The 18,170-nt window shown below is 42.3% G+C and carries 14 protein-coding genes and 1 pseudogene; 7 read left to right on the top strand and 8 right to left on the bottom strand.

Features of this window, described 5'->3' with window-relative positions; all coding sequences use genetic code 11:
• The coding region (tnpA, locus tag HADU_RS03060; RefSeq protein ID WP_008303476.1) for an IS200/IS605 family transposase at positions 1 to 342 on the top strand (342 nt) is incomplete at its 5' end.
• A gap of 17 nt (positions 343 to 359) precedes the next feature.
• Here tnpA and HADU_RS03055 read toward each other — a convergent pair.
• From HADU_RS03055 to HADU_RS03035, 5 genes and pseudogenes are all read right to left on the bottom strand, one after another.
• Entirely contained in the window at positions 360 to 830 is a 471-nt protein-coding gene (locus tag HADU_RS03055; RefSeq protein WP_004889909.1) for an HAD hydrolase-like protein, read from the bottom strand.
• Between the two features lie 243 nt (positions 831 to 1,073).
• Complete coding sequence (gene infC / locus HADU_RS03050; protein ID WP_081398996.1) at positions 1,074 to 1,625, bottom strand: translation initiation factor IF-3; 552 nt, start codon at positions 1,623 to 1,625, stop codon at positions 1,074 to 1,076.
• Between the two features lie 5 nt (positions 1,626 to 1,630).
• On the bottom strand, positions 1,631 to 3,553 hold the full coding sequence (gene thrS, locus HADU_RS03045) for a threonine--tRNA ligase (RefSeq protein WP_008303473.1): 1,923 nt from the start codon (positions 3,551 to 3,553) through the stop codon (positions 1,631 to 1,633).
• A 237-nt stretch (positions 3,554 to 3,790) separates the two neighbouring features.
• A pseudogene (locus HADU_RS03040) lies at positions 3,791 to 4,948 on the bottom strand (alanine racemase).
• A 22-nt stretch (positions 4,949 to 4,970) separates the two neighbouring features.
• Positions 4,971 to 6,251: a D-arabinono-1,4-lactone oxidase gene (locus tag HADU_RS03035; RefSeq protein ID WP_008303470.1), complete on the bottom strand. Its 1,281-nt coding sequence runs from the start codon at positions 6,249 to 6,251 to the stop codon at positions 4,971 to 4,973.
• Positions 6,252 to 6,732: 481 nt separating this feature from the next.
• Between HADU_RS03035 and HADU_RS03030 the strand changes: the two genes are divergently transcribed.
• A complete protein-coding gene (locus HADU_RS03030; protein WP_008303469.1) occupies positions 6,733 to 8,373 on the top strand; it encodes an acyl-CoA synthetase in 1,641 nt (546 codons plus the stop codon).
• Between the two features lie 56 nt (positions 8,374 to 8,429).
• Here the strand turns inward: HADU_RS03030 and HADU_RS03025 are convergent, their stop codons facing one another.
• Positions 8,430 to 9,893 (bottom strand): phospholipase D-like domain-containing protein, encoded by a 1,464-nt coding sequence (locus HADU_RS03025; protein WP_008303466.1) that lies wholly within the window; start codon positions 9,891 to 9,893, stop codon positions 8,430 to 8,432.
• 106 nt (positions 9,894 to 9,999) lie between these two features.
• A complete protein-coding gene (gene znuD, locus HADU_RS03020) occupies positions 10,000 to 12,102 on the bottom strand; it encodes a zinc piracy TonB-dependent receptor ZnuD (RefSeq protein WP_008303464.1) in 2,103 nt (700 codons plus the stop codon).
• 140 nt (positions 12,103 to 12,242) lie between these two features.
• On the opposite strand from znuD, the gene HADU_RS03015 reads away from it, so the two are divergent.
• The 4 genes from HADU_RS03015 (at position 12,243) to HADU_RS03000 (ending at position 16,166) form a co-directional block, all read left to right on the top strand.
• On the top strand, positions 12,243 to 13,007 hold the full coding sequence (locus HADU_RS03015) for a DUF4184 family protein (RefSeq protein WP_008303462.1): 765 nt from the start codon (positions 12,243 to 12,245) through the stop codon (positions 13,005 to 13,007).
• 162 nt (positions 13,008 to 13,169) lie between these two features.
• Positions 13,170 to 14,951 (top strand): aspartate--tRNA ligase, encoded by a 1,782-nt coding sequence (gene aspS, locus HADU_RS03010; RefSeq protein WP_034592139.1) that lies wholly within the window; start codon positions 13,170 to 13,172, stop codon positions 14,949 to 14,951.
• A 121-nt stretch (positions 14,952 to 15,072) separates the two neighbouring features.
• Complete coding sequence (locus tag HADU_RS03005; RefSeq protein ID WP_004675553.1) at positions 15,073 to 15,294, top strand: hypothetical protein; 222 nt, start codon at positions 15,073 to 15,075, stop codon at positions 15,292 to 15,294.
• Between the two features lie 5 nt (positions 15,295 to 15,299).
• Positions 15,300 to 16,166, top strand: a complete 867-nt coding sequence (locus tag HADU_RS03000; protein WP_034592142.1) for a lysophospholipid acyltransferase family protein — start codon at positions 15,300 to 15,302, stop codon at positions 16,164 to 16,166.
• A gap of 46 nt (positions 16,167 to 16,212) precedes the next feature.
• On the opposite strand, the gene HADU_RS02995 is transcribed toward HADU_RS03000, so the two are convergent.
• Entirely contained in the window at positions 16,213 to 16,935 is a 723-nt protein-coding gene (locus HADU_RS02995) for a putative nucleotide-diphospho-sugar transferase (protein ID WP_005402069.1), read from the bottom strand.
• A gap of 287 nt (positions 16,936 to 17,222) precedes the next feature.
• Here HADU_RS02995 and HADU_RS02990 point away from each other — a divergent pair, with 287 nt between their 5' ends.
• Positions 17,223 to 18,125, top strand: a complete 903-nt coding sequence (locus HADU_RS02990) for a hypothetical protein (protein WP_008303447.1) — start codon at positions 17,223 to 17,225, stop codon at positions 18,123 to 18,125.
• Positions 18,126 to 18,170: the final 45 nt, after the last annotated feature.

The following is an 18,170-nucleotide window of genomic DNA, read 5'->3' as shown; positions in this document are numbered from 1 at the left end:
GCGAAATATCGTAGAGATGTTTTCACCAATGCCATGCTTGAAACGATGCGTGAAGTATTTGAACGTGTCTGCTTAGACTTTGAAGCTGAATTGATAGAATTTGACGGTGAACATGATCATGTACATTTGCTCGTCAATTATCCACCTAAAGTCGCCATTTCTAGTTTAGTGAATAGCTTAAAAGGTGCGTCTAGTCGCATTCTACGCACTAAGCATCCTGAAATTAAGAGCAAATTATGGGGCAATGCCCTGTGGTCCCCAAGTTACTTCGCTGCGTCATGCGGAGGTGCGCCAATCGGAATTATTAAACACTATATTCAGCAACAGCAAACACCGCATTAATGGCTTACGCCAGTCGCTTATATCCTCGGGCTGAACCCCGAAGTTTTACGCTCCAACGAATAAATTGAAGCATTGCTTTCGACCCACTCAAATAGCTGAAACAGTTCCGCACCTAGATACTTTCGGCAATTATTCGGAGTATTGGAGGTGACAATTGCCATGCGAACGCCCTGCTGTTTGAGATGGCGAAGCAAATCCGCAATACCTTCAAACAATTCTGGCATTTTGCCACTACGACGCATCTCCCGTTTACAGTCATACATTAAGCGAAAGGTCTGAAATATTGACAGATTGAGTGCCTGACGGATCTGTCGTGGTGGTAAAGCTCTTAAATGCTCGACCTGATCTTTATGCATCAATGCATAGCGATATTTACCGGCAAAGCAATTCAGCAACTCGATAAACTGTTCAAAGGAATCAACCAGAGTACCATCTATATCAAAAATGACCAGTTGATACGGTACAACGCGATTATTTAAAAAAGCCATAAGCCAGTTATCCAGCAATTTATACCAAGTTTAAAAAATATATCTCTTCTCCACTCGTATTCACTCATATTTGTGATGTTTATAACTATAATTCTGATCAAAATTATTTCGGCACAACTAATGTGCATCATAGTTGAGTTATTTTTTAAGCTTTAAACTGATAGCAGAAACTAGATTGTCTATTTTATGGCTATAAAATAAAAAAGCCCTGCAAGTGCAGGGCTTTTTTCGCTCAATGAGTGCTTACTTTTTCTTTTTAGGACCAAGCAGCATACCCATTTGACGGCCTTCCATTTTTGGAGACTGTTCAACTACACCAATTTCCGCTACATCAGCTTCAATTTTTTGTAATTGAGCCAGACCCAACTGTTGGTGAGCCATCTCACGACCACGGAAACGCAGTGTGATTTTGACTTTGTTGCCTTCTTCCAAGAACTTTAAAATGGCACGCAGTTTTACGTTGTAGTCACCTACATCAGTACCAGGGCGTAGCTTGATTTCTTTCACCTGTACTTGATGTTGTTTTTTCTTCGCTTCTTTCTGCTTTTGTTTAAGATCAAACAAATGCTTGTTAAAGTCCATGATTTTACAAACAGGTGGCTCAGCATTTGCTACGATCTCTACAAGATCAAGCTCTACGCTTTCTGCTGCACGTAAAGCTTCAGTTAAGCTTACGATACCTTTTTGCTCACCATTTTCGTCTACAAGACGGACTTCTTTTGCACGAATTTCATCATTCAACGCAGGACGGTTTGATTTGTTACCGCCCTGTTGATTACGGTCAGGCTGTTTAATCGCTGTTACTCCACAATGTACCGGCCGCGTTCGGCAACGGCTGTTTTTACCAGATCAACGAAAGCATCGATTGACATGGTACCCAAATTTGTTCCTGAGCGGGTACGGACATTTACCGTACCTTCCTCTACTTCACGGTCCCCAAGTACCAGTAGATAAGGAATACGCTCTAAAGTACGTTCACGAATCTTAAAGCCGATTTTCTCATTTCTCAAGTCGGAAATCGCGCGGATACCGCTTTCTTTAAGTTTTGCGACGACTGACTCACAAGCCTCAGCTTGAGAATCGGTAATATTCATGACACACGCCTGAATTGGTGATAACCAAGGTGGCATAAAGCCTGCGTAGTGTTCAATAAGTATACCAATAAAACGCTCGAAACTGCCAAGAATTGCACGGTGCAACATTACTGGCTGATCACGGTCGTTGTCTTCGGTCACGTAAGATGCATCTAGACGTTCTGGAAGGTTGAAGTCACATTGAATGGTACCGCATTGCCATACACGACCCAAGCAGTCTTTCAATGAGAATTCGATCTTCGGACCGTAGAACGCACCCTCACCTGGCTGCAATTCCCACTCCAGACCAGCAGCATCTAAGGCATCCGCCAAAGATTTTTCTGCCATATCCCAAAGTGTATCATCACCAACACGTTTTTCAGGACGAGTCGACAACTTCATTTGTACTTCTTCGAAGCCAAAGTCTTTGTATACATCGAGTGTCAATTTGATAAAGTCTGCAACTTCAGTACCAATTTGTTCTTTGGTACAGAAAATATGTGCATCATCTTGGGTAAAGCCGCGAACACGCATAATCCCATGTAAAGAACCTGATGGTTCGTTACGGTGACATGACCCGAATTCTGCCAGACGTACCGGAAGATCACGGTATGACTTCAAGCCTTGGTTGAACACTTGTACGTGACAAGGACAGTTCATTGGCTTCACCGCATAGTTACGGTTTTCAGAATGCGTCGTGAACATGTTGTCTGCATAGTTGGCAGCATGGCCTGATTTTTCCCATAACGTGAAATCAACCACCTGTGGTGTGCGGATTTCTTCGTAGCCATTGTCCTGCTGAACTTTACGCATGTACTGTTCAAGAACCTGGTAAATGGTCCAGCCATTCGGATGCCAGAACACCATACCCGGTGCTTCTTCCTGCATATGGAACAAGTCTAGCGCTTTACCGATTTTACGGTGATCACGTTTTTCTGCTTCTTCAATACGTTTGATATAAGCCGCTAACTGCTTCTTGTCTGCCCAGGCTGTACCGTAAATACGTTGCAGCTGTTCATTTTTAGCATCACCGCGCCAGTAAGCACCCGAGATTTTAGTCAGCTTGAACGATTTTAAGAATTTAGTATTTGGAACGTGCGGACCACGGCACATATCCAGATAGTCTTGATGGTAATACAAGCCCATTTGTGTTTCTTCAGGCATGTCTTCGATCAGACGGAGTTTGTATTCTTCACCACGTGCAGTGAATTCTTTGATCACTTCATCACGTGGTGTCATTTTTTTGATGACATCGTAGTCTTGATCGATGAGCTTTTTCATACGCTCTTCAATCGCTGCCATGTCGTCTAGAGTAAATGGACGTGGCATCCAGATGTCATAGTAGAAACCTTCTTCAATGACTGGACCAATTACCATTTTTGCTTCTGGGAACAATTGCTTAACAGCATGACCCACTAGGTGTGCGCAAGAGTGACGAATGATATGAACACCATCTTCGTCTTTCGGCGTAATAATCTGTAAGGTTGCGTCTTCAGTAATAAGATCACAAGCGTCTACTAAACGATCGTTCACACGACCTGCAACAGTATTTTTTGCTAGACCAGGACCGATGCTTTGAGCAACTTCCATCACAGATACGGCTTGATCAAACTGTTTTTGATCGCCATTTGGCAAAGTGATAATTGGCATATGAAATCCTTAAGGAGTGATGCCCCGTACAATGGAGCATGTCACCGCGAGATTATGATCGAGGAGAACCTCAAAAGATAAAAACGGTGGATAAATAAAAATCGCCTAGAATTTTACACGTCTCGGGCCATTTAATAAACCGTTAATCCTTTTTTCTCGGCTGAAAACATGCTTTGCTGCCAATCCCTTGCAGGATATTCAGAATGACTTGGGAGATAGCCACCATGATCCATCCTGTTATTCCCTAAAATTCTCCCACTTTTGATATTGTCCCTGCTCATAAGCATACAGCGAAGCAAATTGTGGCAGAATCGATTCACTTTGGGCGGGCCGGAAAAATACATAATCATCGACCTGAATCCGGCAACTAGATGGAATCTGCAACAATTCCTGATTACTACTGCGTCCATACAGTAAATGTGGCTTCGCACCTGGCGGATAGATACATTTCCCGCGCCAGTAACCACCATAAATACATACCGCCCGTTGCCGCGGTTGAAACCGCTTTAATCGCTCTAATCCAGGTAACTGAATTTGGTCCAGCACTTTCAATACTGGTGCAGCAATCCATAAAGCCGGTTGCATGGGCTCTAGGCCTTCCAGATCAAAATCAGTTGGCTTGAGCAACATTGAACCGAAGGATACATCATTACAGACCGTCTGGATAAAGTGGTGATGCAAGGTACCACTTCCCGCTCCATTCAGACAAAGAGCAGACAGATCCAGCTCAGGCAGCATCTGGCACATGACATTCATGAAGTTCATATAACACTGTTGAGATTTCTGATAGCTCTGGATGGGAGGAAATAATGCACTAGGCAACTTAGAAACATGAGCATCGTAACCCATCAGACCACTTAAACTCAGATATTCCGAATGGCTTTTGATAATCGCCAGGCAGTGCATAAACTGCTCTAGATCTGACAACCCACCACGATGAAGGCCAATATCAATTTCCAGATTGATCCGCAGCTGTAGATTCCGCTCCTTGGCATATGTCAGATAATTTTTCAGACGCTCAGCTGAATCAATCAGTCACTGCACTTTCGGCAGATGCTCAGCCTGATCTTCGGTAAAGCTTTTCAGGCATTGCAAAGGCACTGGCTTGCCCATCAGAATATCTGCCTGCGTATAGGCTTGCAGGATATGGACCGCATGCGGAAGATGGAACACCATAAAAGACTGGGTATTAAAGGCTTTAGCAATTCGTTTTAGCAATATTGAATTGGCTAATGATTTCACCACCAGACGCGGTTTCAGATGGGTCGGCATCTTATGTTGTAACCAGTCAATATTCTGTTCCAGCTTAGACAAATCCAGAATCAATTGAGGTTGTCCATTTCCTTGCTCATGCAGAGTTTTCTGGAGTTCCTGAAAGTAGTCAAGATATAGCATACTGTATTCCTCCTCAGCTCATTCAAGATGGAATGAACAGGCGCTCCAGATAAGGATTGAGCCATTTATCCTGTGGATCAAGGGATTTTCGTAACTGCATAAACTCATCCCATTTCGGATAGAGTTCACAAAGCTGTCGGGCTTCCAGCGAATGCAGCTTGCCCCAGTGCGGGCGTCCTCCGTATTTTCTGAAAATCGGTTCTACCAGATCAAAAATCACCTGATAATCCTGTTTGTAAAATTGATGTACGGAGATCGAAACTGAATCTTGTTGATAAAATGGACTTAGCCAGATATCGTCCCCACGTACATAACGAAATTCAATTGGAAAAAATACCGGCGCTTTCTGTTGCTGTAGTATTTCCATAACCTCCTCAAAACAGGCCAGTCCCTGTTTCACCGGCAGCTGATATTCCATTTCATTAAAACGGGTATTACGTACACTAGGAAAAATACGGCTGGACCAGTCCACTGCTTTCGATGGCCGGATCGCTATATTTAACAGACGCTGTAACCAGGGATTCAGTCCTGGCCAAATTCGATTCAGCTCACAGCACATGTTCAACATGAAGTCCTCATCCAGCCAACCATCCGGTCTTGCCTGTGCTTCTTCCTGGGTTTCATCCAGACTTTTTAGAATGACATTATCGCTATGGGTAAAGGCCCAGAACTCTATATGCCGGTGCTGATGCTTCCATTTATCGATGCTTGCATATAGATCGGTGAGTGAGCAAAGTCGAATCTGCTCCTGCAACCTGTACATGGGCCGGTTTTGTAGCTGGATACGGGTCATAATGCCCAGACTGCCACATGCCACCCGTCCTGCAGCAAAGATATCTGCATTCTGCTCAGAGTTACAGCATAGCAAGTGACCGTCCGCAGTCAGCAATTCAAATTCAGAAACCAGAGCAGAAAGACAAGGTAACTCCACCCCGGTTCCATGCGTACCTGTAGCAATGGCACCTGCCAGACTTTGCCGGTCAATATCCCCCTGGTTTGCCAATGCCTGATCAATGGTGGCCAACTTCTCGCCTACATCATACAAACGGGTCCCCGCCCAAAAAGTACTGCGACACTGTTCTCGATCATAGTCACACATCCCTTTAAGCTGATCTAGGCAAACCAGCACGTCGCTGGTTTTTGCCAAGGCACTAAAGGAATGGCCTGCACCCACAACACGTAATTTTGGATAGACACGCAAAAGCCCCTGCAGCATCTCAATGCTGTAAGGATGAAAAATACTGGGACTGGATCGCTGGGAACCTGACCAGTTGGCCCACATCTCTGCACGTGCTATCTCCATAGCGGCTTCCTTTTACCCGGTTTTAAGTCAATAAAACCCGGACATAATTGCTCTTATTTTTGTTGTTATGAATATCTTTTTATTTAGAAATCATCATGCAGCCATTTACAGAAACAAGTCAATTTTAAAGTCTATGTAAATTTGTAAAACTCGTTTTTTTATAAATACTTGCAAAATAATTTGATTTTATCAGTCACTAATCCACAAAAATAAAAGCCAGTCATTTTATCTATTTGCACTGGTCTTTGAAGCTAAATTGCACACCGGATTCTATTTGAGCCAAATTTATTCTGTTTATTATGGTGACAGACATGGAAAGTAACAGTTCATTTTACCCATTAAAGTTTAATAAAAACAATTATATAAATATTAAAAGCTTGATCTTTCATTCACGCTCGACTAAAGCATAAATGTCACAATCACTAAAAATTGCTAGATTTAGAGTAATTACACAATAATTATTTATTCATGGAGTAGAATAATGGTCAGTGCATATGATGAATTACCACGCACACCAGCAAACTTTGTAGCGCTTTCACCTTTACGCTATCTAGAACGTGCGGCCTATATCTATCCCAACCAGAATGCCATTATTCATGGCCAGCGTGAAATTACCTGGCGTGACACTTATCAGCGCTGTCGTCGGTTCGCTCACCAGTTGCAACAGCTTGGTGTAGGCAAAAATGATACCATATCTGTCCTTTTACCTAACGTCCCAGCCATGATCGAGGCGCACTTCGCTGTTCCGATGGCAGGTGCTGTACTGAATACCTTAAATACCCGTTTAGATGCCAAGACTTTGGCTTTTATGCTAGAACACGCGGAAACTAAAGTTCTGCTCGTCGATCCTGAATTTACTGCTGTGGCGCAGGAAGCGCTGGCACTGATCAAGCAGGATATTTATATCATCGATGTAGCAGATGAGAACTATGAAGAAGCTGCTGATCGTATTGGTCAGATTGAATATGAAAGCTGGCTGGCTCAAGGCGATGCCAATTTTGAATGGCACTTGCCACAAGATGAATGGGACGCAATCAGCCTGAACTATACTTCAGGTACAACTGGCAACCCAAAAGGCGTGGTTTATCATCATCGCGGTGCGTATATTAATGCAGCCAGCAACATTATTGCCTGTGGCATGATGCCACGTGCAACCTATCTCTGGACCCTGCCATTATTCCACTGTAATGGCTGGTGTTTTGCCTGGACCATGGCGGCCAACGGCGGAACCAATGTCTGCTTACGCAAAGTTGATCCTGAACTGATCTTTCAGCTGATTGCCACACATAAAGTCGATTATTTCTGTGGTGCACCAATTGTCCTGTCGATGCTCATCAATACCCCGGAAGAGAAAAGAACCAAATTTGATCACCGTGTAGAAGTCATGGTGGCAGGTGCTGCGCCTCCAGCAGCCATTATTGAAGGCATGCGCAATATTGGTATCAATGTAACGCACGTCTATGGTTTAACCGAGACGTATGGTCCTTCTGCCCTATGTGCATCTCAAGCTGGCTGGTCCGATCTCACTATTCAGGAACAGGCCCAGTTACACTCACGTCAAGGTGTACCATATCCATTGCAGGATGGTATGAAAGTGCTTGATCCTGAAACCATGCAGGAAGTGCCACATGATGGTAAAACGCTGGGCGAGATCATGTTCCGCGGTAACATCGTCATGAAGGGTTATCTGAAAAATCCGGAAGCTACGGCAGAAGCCTTTGCCGGTGGCTGGTTCCATACCGGTGACCTCGCTGTTTGCCAGCCAGACGGTTATGCCAAAATCACTGACCGCTCCAAAGATGTCATCATTTCAGGTGGTGAAAATATTTCTTCGCTAGAAGTAGAGGAAGTGCTGTATCAGCACCCTGCGATTCTGACTGCAGCGGTAGTCGCCAAACCAGATCCACGCTGGCAGGAAGTGCCGTGTGCCTTTATTGAACTCAAACAGGGCTTCGAAGTTACACCAGAAGAAATTATTGAATTCTGCCGTGAACATTTGGCGCGTTTCAAAGTGCCAAAAGATGTGGTGATTACTGAGATTCCAAAAACTTCGACTGGCAAGTTGCAAAAATTTGTCCTGCGTGAATGGGCCAAAGAACGCTCAACTGGTGAGTTTAGCTAATCCATTATTATTCGATAAAAAAAGGAAGTCATCTCGACTTCCTTTTGATTTCTCATCTAGAACGTCGACCAGCCACTCCATTCCATAAAACGGTATAGCCAGTATTTAAAGAACGAATCTTCTGCATATTGCGTATAGTCCACGCTCATGGAACGACCATTCAGATTTGACCATGCACCGTCAAAATATTGCTGGGCATCCTTGAACACTTCGGCCTGAGGCTGCCCCAGCACGCGCATATTGGTTTCCAGATTATAGTTTTTCAGATTCCGTACGGTAAAATTAGCCGAGCCTAAAATCATTTCAGCTTGCTGAGCATTGCGCTTCATCAGTATTTTGCTATGACATTGCTCACCCTGAGTACGGCACCAGCGCACATCAATACCTGCTTTATGCAGTTCCCAAGCCACTTGCCGGTTTGGAATTCCGTTTTTCTCACGGCCAAAAGCATCTTTATTTGGATCGAGTAAAACCCGGACTTTGACACCACGCTCATGTGCCGCGATCAGGCTTTTAATAATTTTGCGCTCAGACAGATAAAACATCGCCAGATCAATCTGCTCATTGGCTTTGGCGGTCTGAATGAGATTCAAAATCGCATCATAAATAGCTTTTTCAGTTAGCACCTGAACTTGTGGCTGGCTGCTGTCTGCCTGAAAATCCCCGGCGACAATGGCAGGCATATTGGCTTGTGACATCATGCCGACAGATTGCTCTGTTTTCAGGATATCCACAGCGGTGCTACCCCAGACCAATAAACCAATATTGGAATGCCGCGAACTGCCATCATGCGGGTTCATGGATGTGACCAGTGCTTTCCAGCCTTGATCGGTATCCACCACCATAGTTTTGCGATGATTGGCTTTAAAGTTAAACAGCTCAAAATAACTGCGCAGGGTAATTTTTTCTGTTCCAAATGGATTCGGCAACCAGCCCTTTTCCGGATTATTGCCAATGCCCTGGCAACAGATATACCAGAAGCCGGACCAGCTTGGATTGGAAGCCCGCAATGGCATCAGATTGGTTTCAATCACATCAACACCGTGCTGACGTAGGGCTCGATACTGCTCGGATCGAATTCCGCCATAGACCGAATTGATCGGATCGGTAATAAATTTGATTTCGACTTCAGGTTGCAACAGACGTTTACTGATTAAAGCATCCGTCAGTTGTTGACTTAATGCCTGATGTTCCTGCGTAGATGCCCCAGTTTGCTGATTAAATAAAAACATATCAAGCACGATCAGCGATTTGGCTTCTTCAATCATGTTCAGCATTTCATTAAAAATGCGATGATCTAGCTGCTGCTTGCCTTGTGCATCCAGATAAGTCTGATCAGCCAGAAACTTGACTTCGGCATGACGCAGCTTGCCCGTATAATTCAGACCTTCCGGCAAAGGCTTATACGTGTGGTAGATCGCTGAAGCCAGATAACCCACGGCCAGCATACTAATGATCAAAGTCGCATAACGGCGATTCGACCAGTTCAATTTATTGTGAATTCGTTGAAAGATACGCATAAGAAAAAACCTAACCCAATATACTCAGGCTAGGTTTTATCTTATGATTTTTCAAGTAGATTTCAGTGACATCTATTTGATTTCGTCGATTACTTCATCTGACTTATTAGAAATCATACTGCACGCCGACAGTAAAGTTGCGACCCACCTGCGGAATATTCGACAGGAAGGAAGTATGTGAATAGACCTGATCATCAAGCAGGTTATTGGCCTTGAAATAAACCCGATAAGCATTGTTATCTGCAAGGCTATTGGCATAGCTCAGGCCAACATTCACCATATTGTAGCCTTGGGTTTCATCTTCATAGCTGGCGATCTTGTCCTGATTAAAGACATGATAATACTCAGCCAGACCTGACCAGCCATCGGCAAAGTCTGCTTCGACTTTGGTGCCTAAGCGACCTGCCGGTACACGTGGGGCATTCTCAGCTTCAATCTTGCCACGTACATAGTCACCAAAGACACTGAGCTTATACATGTCATTGATCTGATAACCAGCTTGTGCTTCAGTCCCATAGAATCGAGCTTTGTCTTGTGTATAGTCGACCAAGCGGAAGTCACCTTCACTATCAGTCGTTGAACCATAAATGTAGTTATCAAACCAGTTGTGATAGACATGCACATGATAGTCCAGCTTATCGCCTTCATAATGCAGACCTAATTCAAGATTATTTGATTTCTCAACATCTAAATCCTGATTCCCACGCTCGTAGGTATTGGTGGCAAAGTGAACCCCATCTGCATAAAGTTCTTGCGCCAAAGGCAAACGTTGCTGATGCGAGCCAACCACAGAAAGCTTATAGTTGGGCGCAAATTCCCAATTGGCTGCTGCTGAACCTGAAACACCGGTATCTGAGTAATTTTTTTGAGTTGAATCCACATCAATTTTTTGATGTTCTACTCGTGCACCGAGTTCAACATGCACATCCCCGATCTGTTTGTGCTCAAGACCAAATAAACTATATTTTTCAGTTTTGGTATCTGCCATCAGAACACTACTATGGGAATGGCCCTCATGTTCATCTGTACCACCGGCAAGATTAATTTTTTGCTGGCTATATTGAGTACCAATGACTCCTTCCCAACCAGCGACTGGTTTATGCACAAGTTCTAAACGAGCATCATAACCTTTACTTTTAAAGTTACTGATGACTTCATTTTCTTCCAGTTCATTGTGTTCATAGTCAGTAAAGCTGGCATGGGCACGCAACTTGTCAAAACCGGCAAATGGGTTATTTAACTCAGTGCGCATATCATAACGATGTGATTCCAGATCAACCCATGGACCACCATGTGCGTGTTCTTCTTCAACTGCATTTGGATCCGGTTGTGGTGCTGGGCCATGTCCGCCACAGTGCAATTCATTACCATGTGGATGACAGTCATGATATTCATGACTATGCCCTGGCAAACCATATTGGTCTTGCCGGTTACTATAAGATAGACCAACAAAACCACGATCATGAATCCATGATCCACCAATATTGACTGTTTGCCCTTCAGCAAAAGTATTGCCCACACGACGTTCTTTTTCTAATTCGTCATCATGCTCATGAAAATAATCCGGTGCAATATAATCATTGGCTTTACGCTTTGAACCTTCTACACGCAAAGCAAAGTTTTCACCAATACCCGCTGTTACCCCAGCACTTGCCAGTTTTTCGTCACTGCCTGAGTTATAACGTAGACCGACTGTACCTTCCAAACCATCTTCAGGCATTTGAGTTGGGATTTTTTGATCAGTGACATTCACCAACCCACCGACTGTACCAGCGCCATAAAGCAATGTAGATGGACCGCGAATCACTTCGACCTGTTTCGCCAGAATCGGATCGACGGTGACAGCATGATCCGGAGACAAGGTCGAAACATCAGCAGTTTCTGAAGCATGCTGCAACACTTTCACACGTGGGCCATCCTGACCTCGAATGACCGGACGACTTGCACCTGTACCAAACTGATTTGAATAGACACCCAATTCATCTGCCAGTGCATCACCAATAGTCGTCGCACGCTCAGATAATGCTTTTTGATCCACCACATGATCCGCAACCGCAAAATCTGCTGCGGTTTGTATCAATGGATGGGCCTGAACCTGGATGGTTTCCAGCGTTTGTACAGCTACTGTCGCTTCTTCTTGTTGTGCGAATGCTGATGGTGTAATAACCGCAAAAATAGAGAGTGTTATTAAATTCTTATGAAAAGACATGACCCAAGCTCAAAATGACTAAAATAGAATAATGTTATAATATAACATTTCATTATTTTTGCAATCCTTTACGATACTCAGTGCTATATTTTATTAGAATGTCCTTTGAATATTTTTGATTACATTAAAACATTGTCTTTATGCCCTTTACCTTATCGCATGCTGTGCTTGCTCCACCTATTTCATATTTGACTGGAAATAGACTCCCTGTTGCTGCGCTGGCCATTGGCAGTATGGTTCCCGATCTGTATCGTCTTTTTACCCACAAAAATTCTAATATCACTCATTTATGGTCTTCGCTGATTCATCCAGACCTCTGGATTGGGCTGGCTTTCTGTAGCATCTGGTATCTGGTTTACCGGCCCGTAATTTACCGTTTCATCGGTATTCAGCATGAGTTAAAGATTTGCAGCATCCTTTCAGCTTTGAGATTCATCTTGGCGATGTGTTTAGCACTGATCATCGGCACAGCCACTCATTTAATCTGGGATGGTCTGACCCACGTCGATTTTCGGACTTTTGCCTTCCATGAAGTTTTAGCACAACAGTTTCAGTTGTTTGGACAAAGTTATCCGCTGCACCGGATTTTACAGATTGGCACCTCTTTTCTAGCCTTACCTTTTATATTGTGGATGAGTGTGCACTACTATAAAAAGCATCGCCAATATCTCGCAGTTAGCCTAAAAATCAAGTCATTTGCCTGGGGCTTATTTTTCTTTTCTATATTAACCGCGCTGTTTTCAGTCTGGGATTATGCACGCTATATTCCTACAGACGTCTGGCAATCAGATCTCTACTATTTTACTGGACGATCTATTAATGAATTTAGTCAGGGCTTTCTGATCACCTTCAGCCTAGGCTGTTTATTGTTTTTATTTTTAGACAGAGGTCGCAGGATGGGTTAGATAAAGCGCTGGCTTTTCGTCTATTCACTTTAAAATGATATTGTTTTTGACCCAGGTTCTTGTGACTACATGCCCAAAGAGGCATAATCCTACCTTTACGAAAAGCGGTACGCTGTTTACGTATTCGCTGACCTTAAACCATATAGTTGGATTTTTAACGCTATGATGCGAACTCATTACTGCGGTTCATTAACCGAAGCTCAAATTGACCAAACCGTAACATTATGCGGTTGGGTTCACCGTCGCCGTGACCACGGTGGTGTAATCTTCCTTGACATGCGTGACCGTGACGGTCTTGTTCAAGTGGTTATTGACCCAGATACTCCTGAAGCATTCGCAACTGCCGACAAATCACGTTCAGAATTTGTATTAAAAATTACAGGCCGCGTACGTCGTCGTTATGCAGGGACTGAAAACGCAAATATCACCAGCGGTCAAATCGAAGTTCTTGGTAAAGAAATTGAAGTTCTTGCTGCGTCAGAAACTCCGCCATTCCCATTGAATGACGAAAATACCAACATTTCTGAAGAAGTACGTTTAAAGTACCGTTTCCTGGACATCCGTCGCCCTGAAATGTTAGACCGTTTACGTTTCCGTTCTAAACTGACTAACCTGATTCGTAACTACTTCGAAGAAAATGGTTTCCTGGACGTTGAAACTCCGATCTTAACTCGCGCGACTCCTGAAGGTGCACGTGACTATTTAGTACCTAGCCGTGTATCAAATGGTAGCTTCTATGCACTTCCACAATCTCCACAGCTATTTAAACAGTTGTTGATGGTGGGCGGTATTGATCGTTACTATCAAATCGCAAAATGTTTCCGTGATGAAGACTTACGTGCTGACCGCCAGCCTGAATTCACCCAAATCGACGTTGAAACATCGTTCATGAGTGACGATGACATTATGGATTTGATGGAAACATTGACGATCAAGATGTTCAAAGAACTTCTAGACGTTCAATTCGAAAAATTCCCACGTATGACCTACGCAGATGCAATGCGTGACTATGCATCTGATAAGCCAGACTTACGTATTCCTTTGAAACTGGTTGACGTTGCAGACCTCATGCAAGACGTTGAGTTCAAAGTATTTGCAGGTCCTGCAAAAGATCCTAAAGGTCGTATCGTTGCGCTTCGCGTACCAGGCGCTGGTTCACTGCCACGTAGCGCGATTGATGAATACACCAAATTTGTAGGCATTTACGGTGCACGCGGTTTGGCTTACATTAAAGTCAACGAACTTGAAAAAGGCACTGAAGGTCTTCAATCTCCAATCGTAAAATTCATCGAGCCAATCGTGCTGGATCTATTGAAACGTGTTGGCGCTGAAAATGGCGACATCGTATTCTTCGGTGCAGATAAAGCCAAAGTGGTAAACGATGCGATGGGTGCACTTCGTGTCAAAATCGGTCACGATTTAAACCTTGCAACTTGCGAATGGGCACCGCTTTGGGTGGTTGACTTCCCAATGTTTGAAGAAACAGATGATGGTAAATGGACCTCTGTGCATCACCCATTCACCTTGCCAAAATCAAGCGTTGAAGATGTGAAGAGCAACCCAGGTGAAGCTTTATCTGTTGCCTATGACATGGTCTTGAATGGTACTGAAATTGGTGGCGGCTCACTGCGTATTTATACTTTAGAAATGCAAAAAGCAATTTTTGAAGCTTTAGGTATTGAAGAAGAAGAAGCCGAAGAGAAATTCAGCTTCTTACTGAATGCGTTGAAATACGGTGCGCCTCCGCACGGTGGTTTGGCATTTGGTTTAGACCGTTTGGTGATGTTGATGACAGGTGCATCGTCTATTCGTGATGTGATTGCCTTCCCAAAAACCAAAACGGCTGAATGTCCATTGACTCAAGCACCAGCACCAGTTGAAGCAAATCAATTGCGTGACCTTGGTATTCGTTTACGCGAAAAAGCAAAAGCTGAAGAAAAATAAACTTTAGGTTTATGATGCAATGGAACCCTGCTTGATGCAGGGTTTTTTATATTCGAGTTTTACTTTGCGATCATGTCTGCTAGTGGCATAATAGGCTGCTTTTTATTGAGAGGTCAGTCTTATGGCAATGCGTCCTGATGTACGTCGACACACGATTGTAATTATTGTGTTTTCACTGGCTCAGTGGTTCTTTATGCGTTACATCCTCGCCAATGAACTTTTCAATATGACCACCAATCAACGTATTCTATATTTCTGTATCAGCAGCCTTGCAGGTGCACTTCTGATTTTTGTGGCACTGATCTATATGGTGCTCAAGGGCAATACCGATAAGCAAGACTGATGGTCATGTCGTTTTACATTACCCTACTACGTATTCTACCTTTAACATTTTTGCGTAGTATCGCAAAAGTGGCAGCCTACTTTATCAATCAAAATCCTAATAAAAGTATGCTGTGGAAAACCCGCGTCAATATTGCTCTCGCCTATCCAGAACTTAACCCAGAACAAAAAGAACAATTGGCACGGGAAAGCGTCACCAAACAATGTCTCAGTTATATTGAGTCTGGAAAATGCTGGGCTATGCCTCCCGAATGGAGCATCCAGCAAATCCATACTGTGCATAACTTAGAAGTCCTGACGGATGCGCTAAAAGACCCGAAAGGTGCACTGATTATTACCCCACATCTGGGTACATGGGAAATGATGAATGCATGGGTACACCAATATGGTATTCCTACCATTATGTATAAACCCATGAAAGACTCAGGATTTAATGCTTTTGCTTTACATGCTCGCCAACGGTTAAACGCGACACTTGTTCCAACTGATGCCAACGGTGTTAAAGCATTATTCAAAAACCTCAAACAAGGTGGTTTCAGTGTAATTCTGCCAGATCATGTTCCTCAACCCTCTGGTGGTGTCGTGGTTCCTTTTTTTGGAGTTCCTTGCTTAACCAGTACTTTAGCCAGCAAAATGGCACAAAAAACTCAATGCCGCTTAGTGGGATTAAGTTGTTTCCGTAGAGAGGATGGTGAAGGTTTTGAGGTCTACTGTGATGATCTCAATGATCCTGAACTCTATGATCGAGATATAGAAGTTGCAACAACTGCATTAAATAAAGCGGTAGAGCAAATGATCAACCGCTTCCCAACTGAATACATGTGGGGGTATAAAAGATTTAGAGGTGATTATCAAAAAGATTACTATAGATAAAAACTAACAAAATATTTATGAAACTTTTTTGATTAAAAAATTTTATTTAATCCAACAGATCAGAAAAACTTAATTGTATATCAATACCTAATTGCTTAGTTCTAGCATTCACAACATCATGTCTGTTTGCAATTTTTTTCGTGCTCTTAGACAATAATGGATATTTTTTATACCATTGTTCAAACCGACTTCTTTCTTTATATTTTTTCAACCAACGCATATCACGGCTTGCCTGCAATTGCTCAATAATAGGTTCGTAAGCATCACCATATGTACGACGAGATGTATCAAAAATAAAAGTATAGTTAGGAGGTAGCTTATTCAAAGTTACTTTCTTATTTTCAACCCATTCATCAACTAATTCTTGCAATACAATTTGATCCCATACTTCTGGTTGCTGCAACTGTCTACGCTCCCATTCATCCATCAACAAATGTGCATTTGGGGTATCATTAATAAAAATTGTACTACTAATCAAACGCGTACCGTTAATATAGTGAACAGCAATATCTTCTACAATTGTTTCAAAAAATGGACGAATATCTTGAAGAATAATCGCATCAGCATCAACAAATAGAATTTTACCCGTTAACTCTCTTCTCATTTTTGCGATGAACTTTGGTTTAAATGCAATAATTTTCTGCCAATCATCTTTAGAAACTTGATGAAAGTAAACATTAATATCGAATTTTTTTGCTGAGCATGTCAGAATTTGTGCATGTTTAGTATACAACTTATCATCTGTATGGAAACCGAAAATTGTTAACATAGCAAACCTAGAATCTATTATTTAAATACATTATACTTATTTTAATTTTTATGAATAGCAACACAACTGAAAATTTACAGACTTTAACTACTTTTGACTTTTAACATATTACCTACAAGTAAAAAATTAAAAATACTAAAAGCAAAAAATAATTTTCTAGTAAAATTACATTTCTATATTTACAATACAAAAATTACAAATATTTTAGTCTTTCAATCAGCAATGGTACATTTCTCACCTACAAATGATAGATTGATATTTACATATAACGAGGGCTCAACGTGAATATGAACGATGATGTAATAAAAGTTTTTGTTGGTTGTGATCCAAATAACTGTGATTTAGAACAAATGATGGTGCTTGATTATAGCATCCGTAAAAATACACAGCATCCAGTAGAAATTACATGGATGCAGTTGAGCCATGACCCTGCTAGTCCGTGGTATAGCAATCAAGAAACGCATGAAGGATGGCATACTGAGAAATGGGCAACCCCATTTTCTGGTTTCCGTTGGGCAATTCCAGAATCATCCAACTTTGAAGGGCGTTCAATCTATATGGATGCTGATGTCATCGTTTTATGTGATATCGCAGAGTTATGGTCGCATCCGATGAAAGATGATGCAATCGTCATCGCCAAAGGTGGCAAAAGTTCAGCTCGTTTATGTACTTGTGTTTGGGATTGTGAAAAAGCTAAACAATATTTACCTTCACTTAAAACGTTGCAATCTGATCCAGATGGTCACAAGAAGTTAATGCAACTAATCAAAGACCAACCACATCTAGTCCAAAACTACAATAGTTCATACAACTGTATTGATGGTGAAGGCTTAAAAATAGAAGATATCAAGATTCTTCATTACTCCGACATGGGTACTCAGTTTAGCCATAAATACTCGTTACCGCGCCTAGAAAAAAACAATCAAAAACATTGGTTTGATGGAAAAATCATGCCTCATCCAAGACAAGACTTAGTTGAGTTATTTGATCAATATTATCAAGAAGCGTTGGATAATGGTTATAAACCTGAAGACTATTTAGTAAAAGCTTATGGAACATTTCAAAAAGCAACTCAGATTAATTACAAAGGCAATAAAGTCACGCGCCCTCAACAAGATAGGAATTGGTTAAGTCGTTCTATTTCAAATTTAAAATCTAAACTAATAAAAAAAGGTTTTTCATTAGATTAGTAATGAATAAATAATCAAGATGAGAAGGTTTTTATCAGATTTCCC

It is taken from the genome of Acinetobacter sp. HA, assembly GCF_000264725.1.
In the GTDB taxonomy this organism is placed as follows: domain Bacteria; phylum Pseudomonadota; class Gammaproteobacteria; order Pseudomonadales; family Moraxellaceae; genus Acinetobacter; species Acinetobacter schindleri.
This window is presented reverse-complemented; position numbering and strand designations above follow the sequence as displayed.

What these genes read in the sequence shown, in the direction of transcription:
- HADU_RS03055 (WP_004889909.1), bottom strand. Translation starts at nt 830, where the DNA reads ATGGCTTTTTTAAATAATCGCGTTGTACCGTATCAACTGGTCATTTTT.
- thrS (WP_008303473.1), bottom strand. Translation starts at nt 3,553, where the DNA reads ATGCCAATTATCACTTTGCCAAATGGCGATCAAAAACAGTTTGATCAA.
- HADU_RS03035 (WP_008303470.1), bottom strand. Translation starts at nt 6,251, where the DNA reads ATGGAGATAGCACGTGCAGAGATGTGGGCCAACTGGTCAGGTTCCCAG.
- HADU_RS03030 (WP_008303469.1), top strand. Translation starts at nt 6,733, where the DNA reads ATGGTCAGTGCATATGATGAATTACCACGCACACCAGCAAACTTTGTA.
- HADU_RS03025 (WP_008303466.1), bottom strand. Translation starts at nt 9,893, where the DNA reads ATGCGTATCTTTCAACGAATTCACAATAAATTGAACTGGTCGAATCGC.
- znuD (WP_008303464.1), bottom strand. Translation starts at nt 12,102, where the DNA reads ATGTCTTTTCATAAGAATTTAATAACACTCTCTATTTTTGCGGTTATT.
- HADU_RS03015 (WP_008303462.1), top strand. Translation starts at nt 12,243, where the DNA reads ATGCCCTTTACCTTATCGCATGCTGTGCTTGCTCCACCTATTTCATAT.
- aspS (WP_034592139.1), top strand. Translation starts at nt 13,170, where the DNA reads ATGATGCGAACTCATTACTGCGGTTCATTAACCGAAGCTCAAATTGAC.
- HADU_RS03005 (WP_004675553.1), top strand. Translation starts at nt 15,073, where the DNA reads ATGGCAATGCGTCCTGATGTACGTCGACACACGATTGTAATTATTGTG.
- HADU_RS03000 (WP_034592142.1), top strand. Translation starts at nt 15,300, where the DNA reads ATGTCGTTTTACATTACCCTACTACGTATTCTACCTTTAACATTTTTG.
- HADU_RS02995 (WP_005402069.1), bottom strand. Translation starts at nt 16,935, where the DNA reads ATGTTAACAATTTTCGGTTTCCATACAGATGATAAGTTGTATACTAAA.
- HADU_RS02990 (WP_008303447.1), top strand. Translation starts at nt 17,223, where the DNA reads ATGAACGATGATGTAATAAAAGTTTTTGTTGGTTGTGATCCAAATAAC.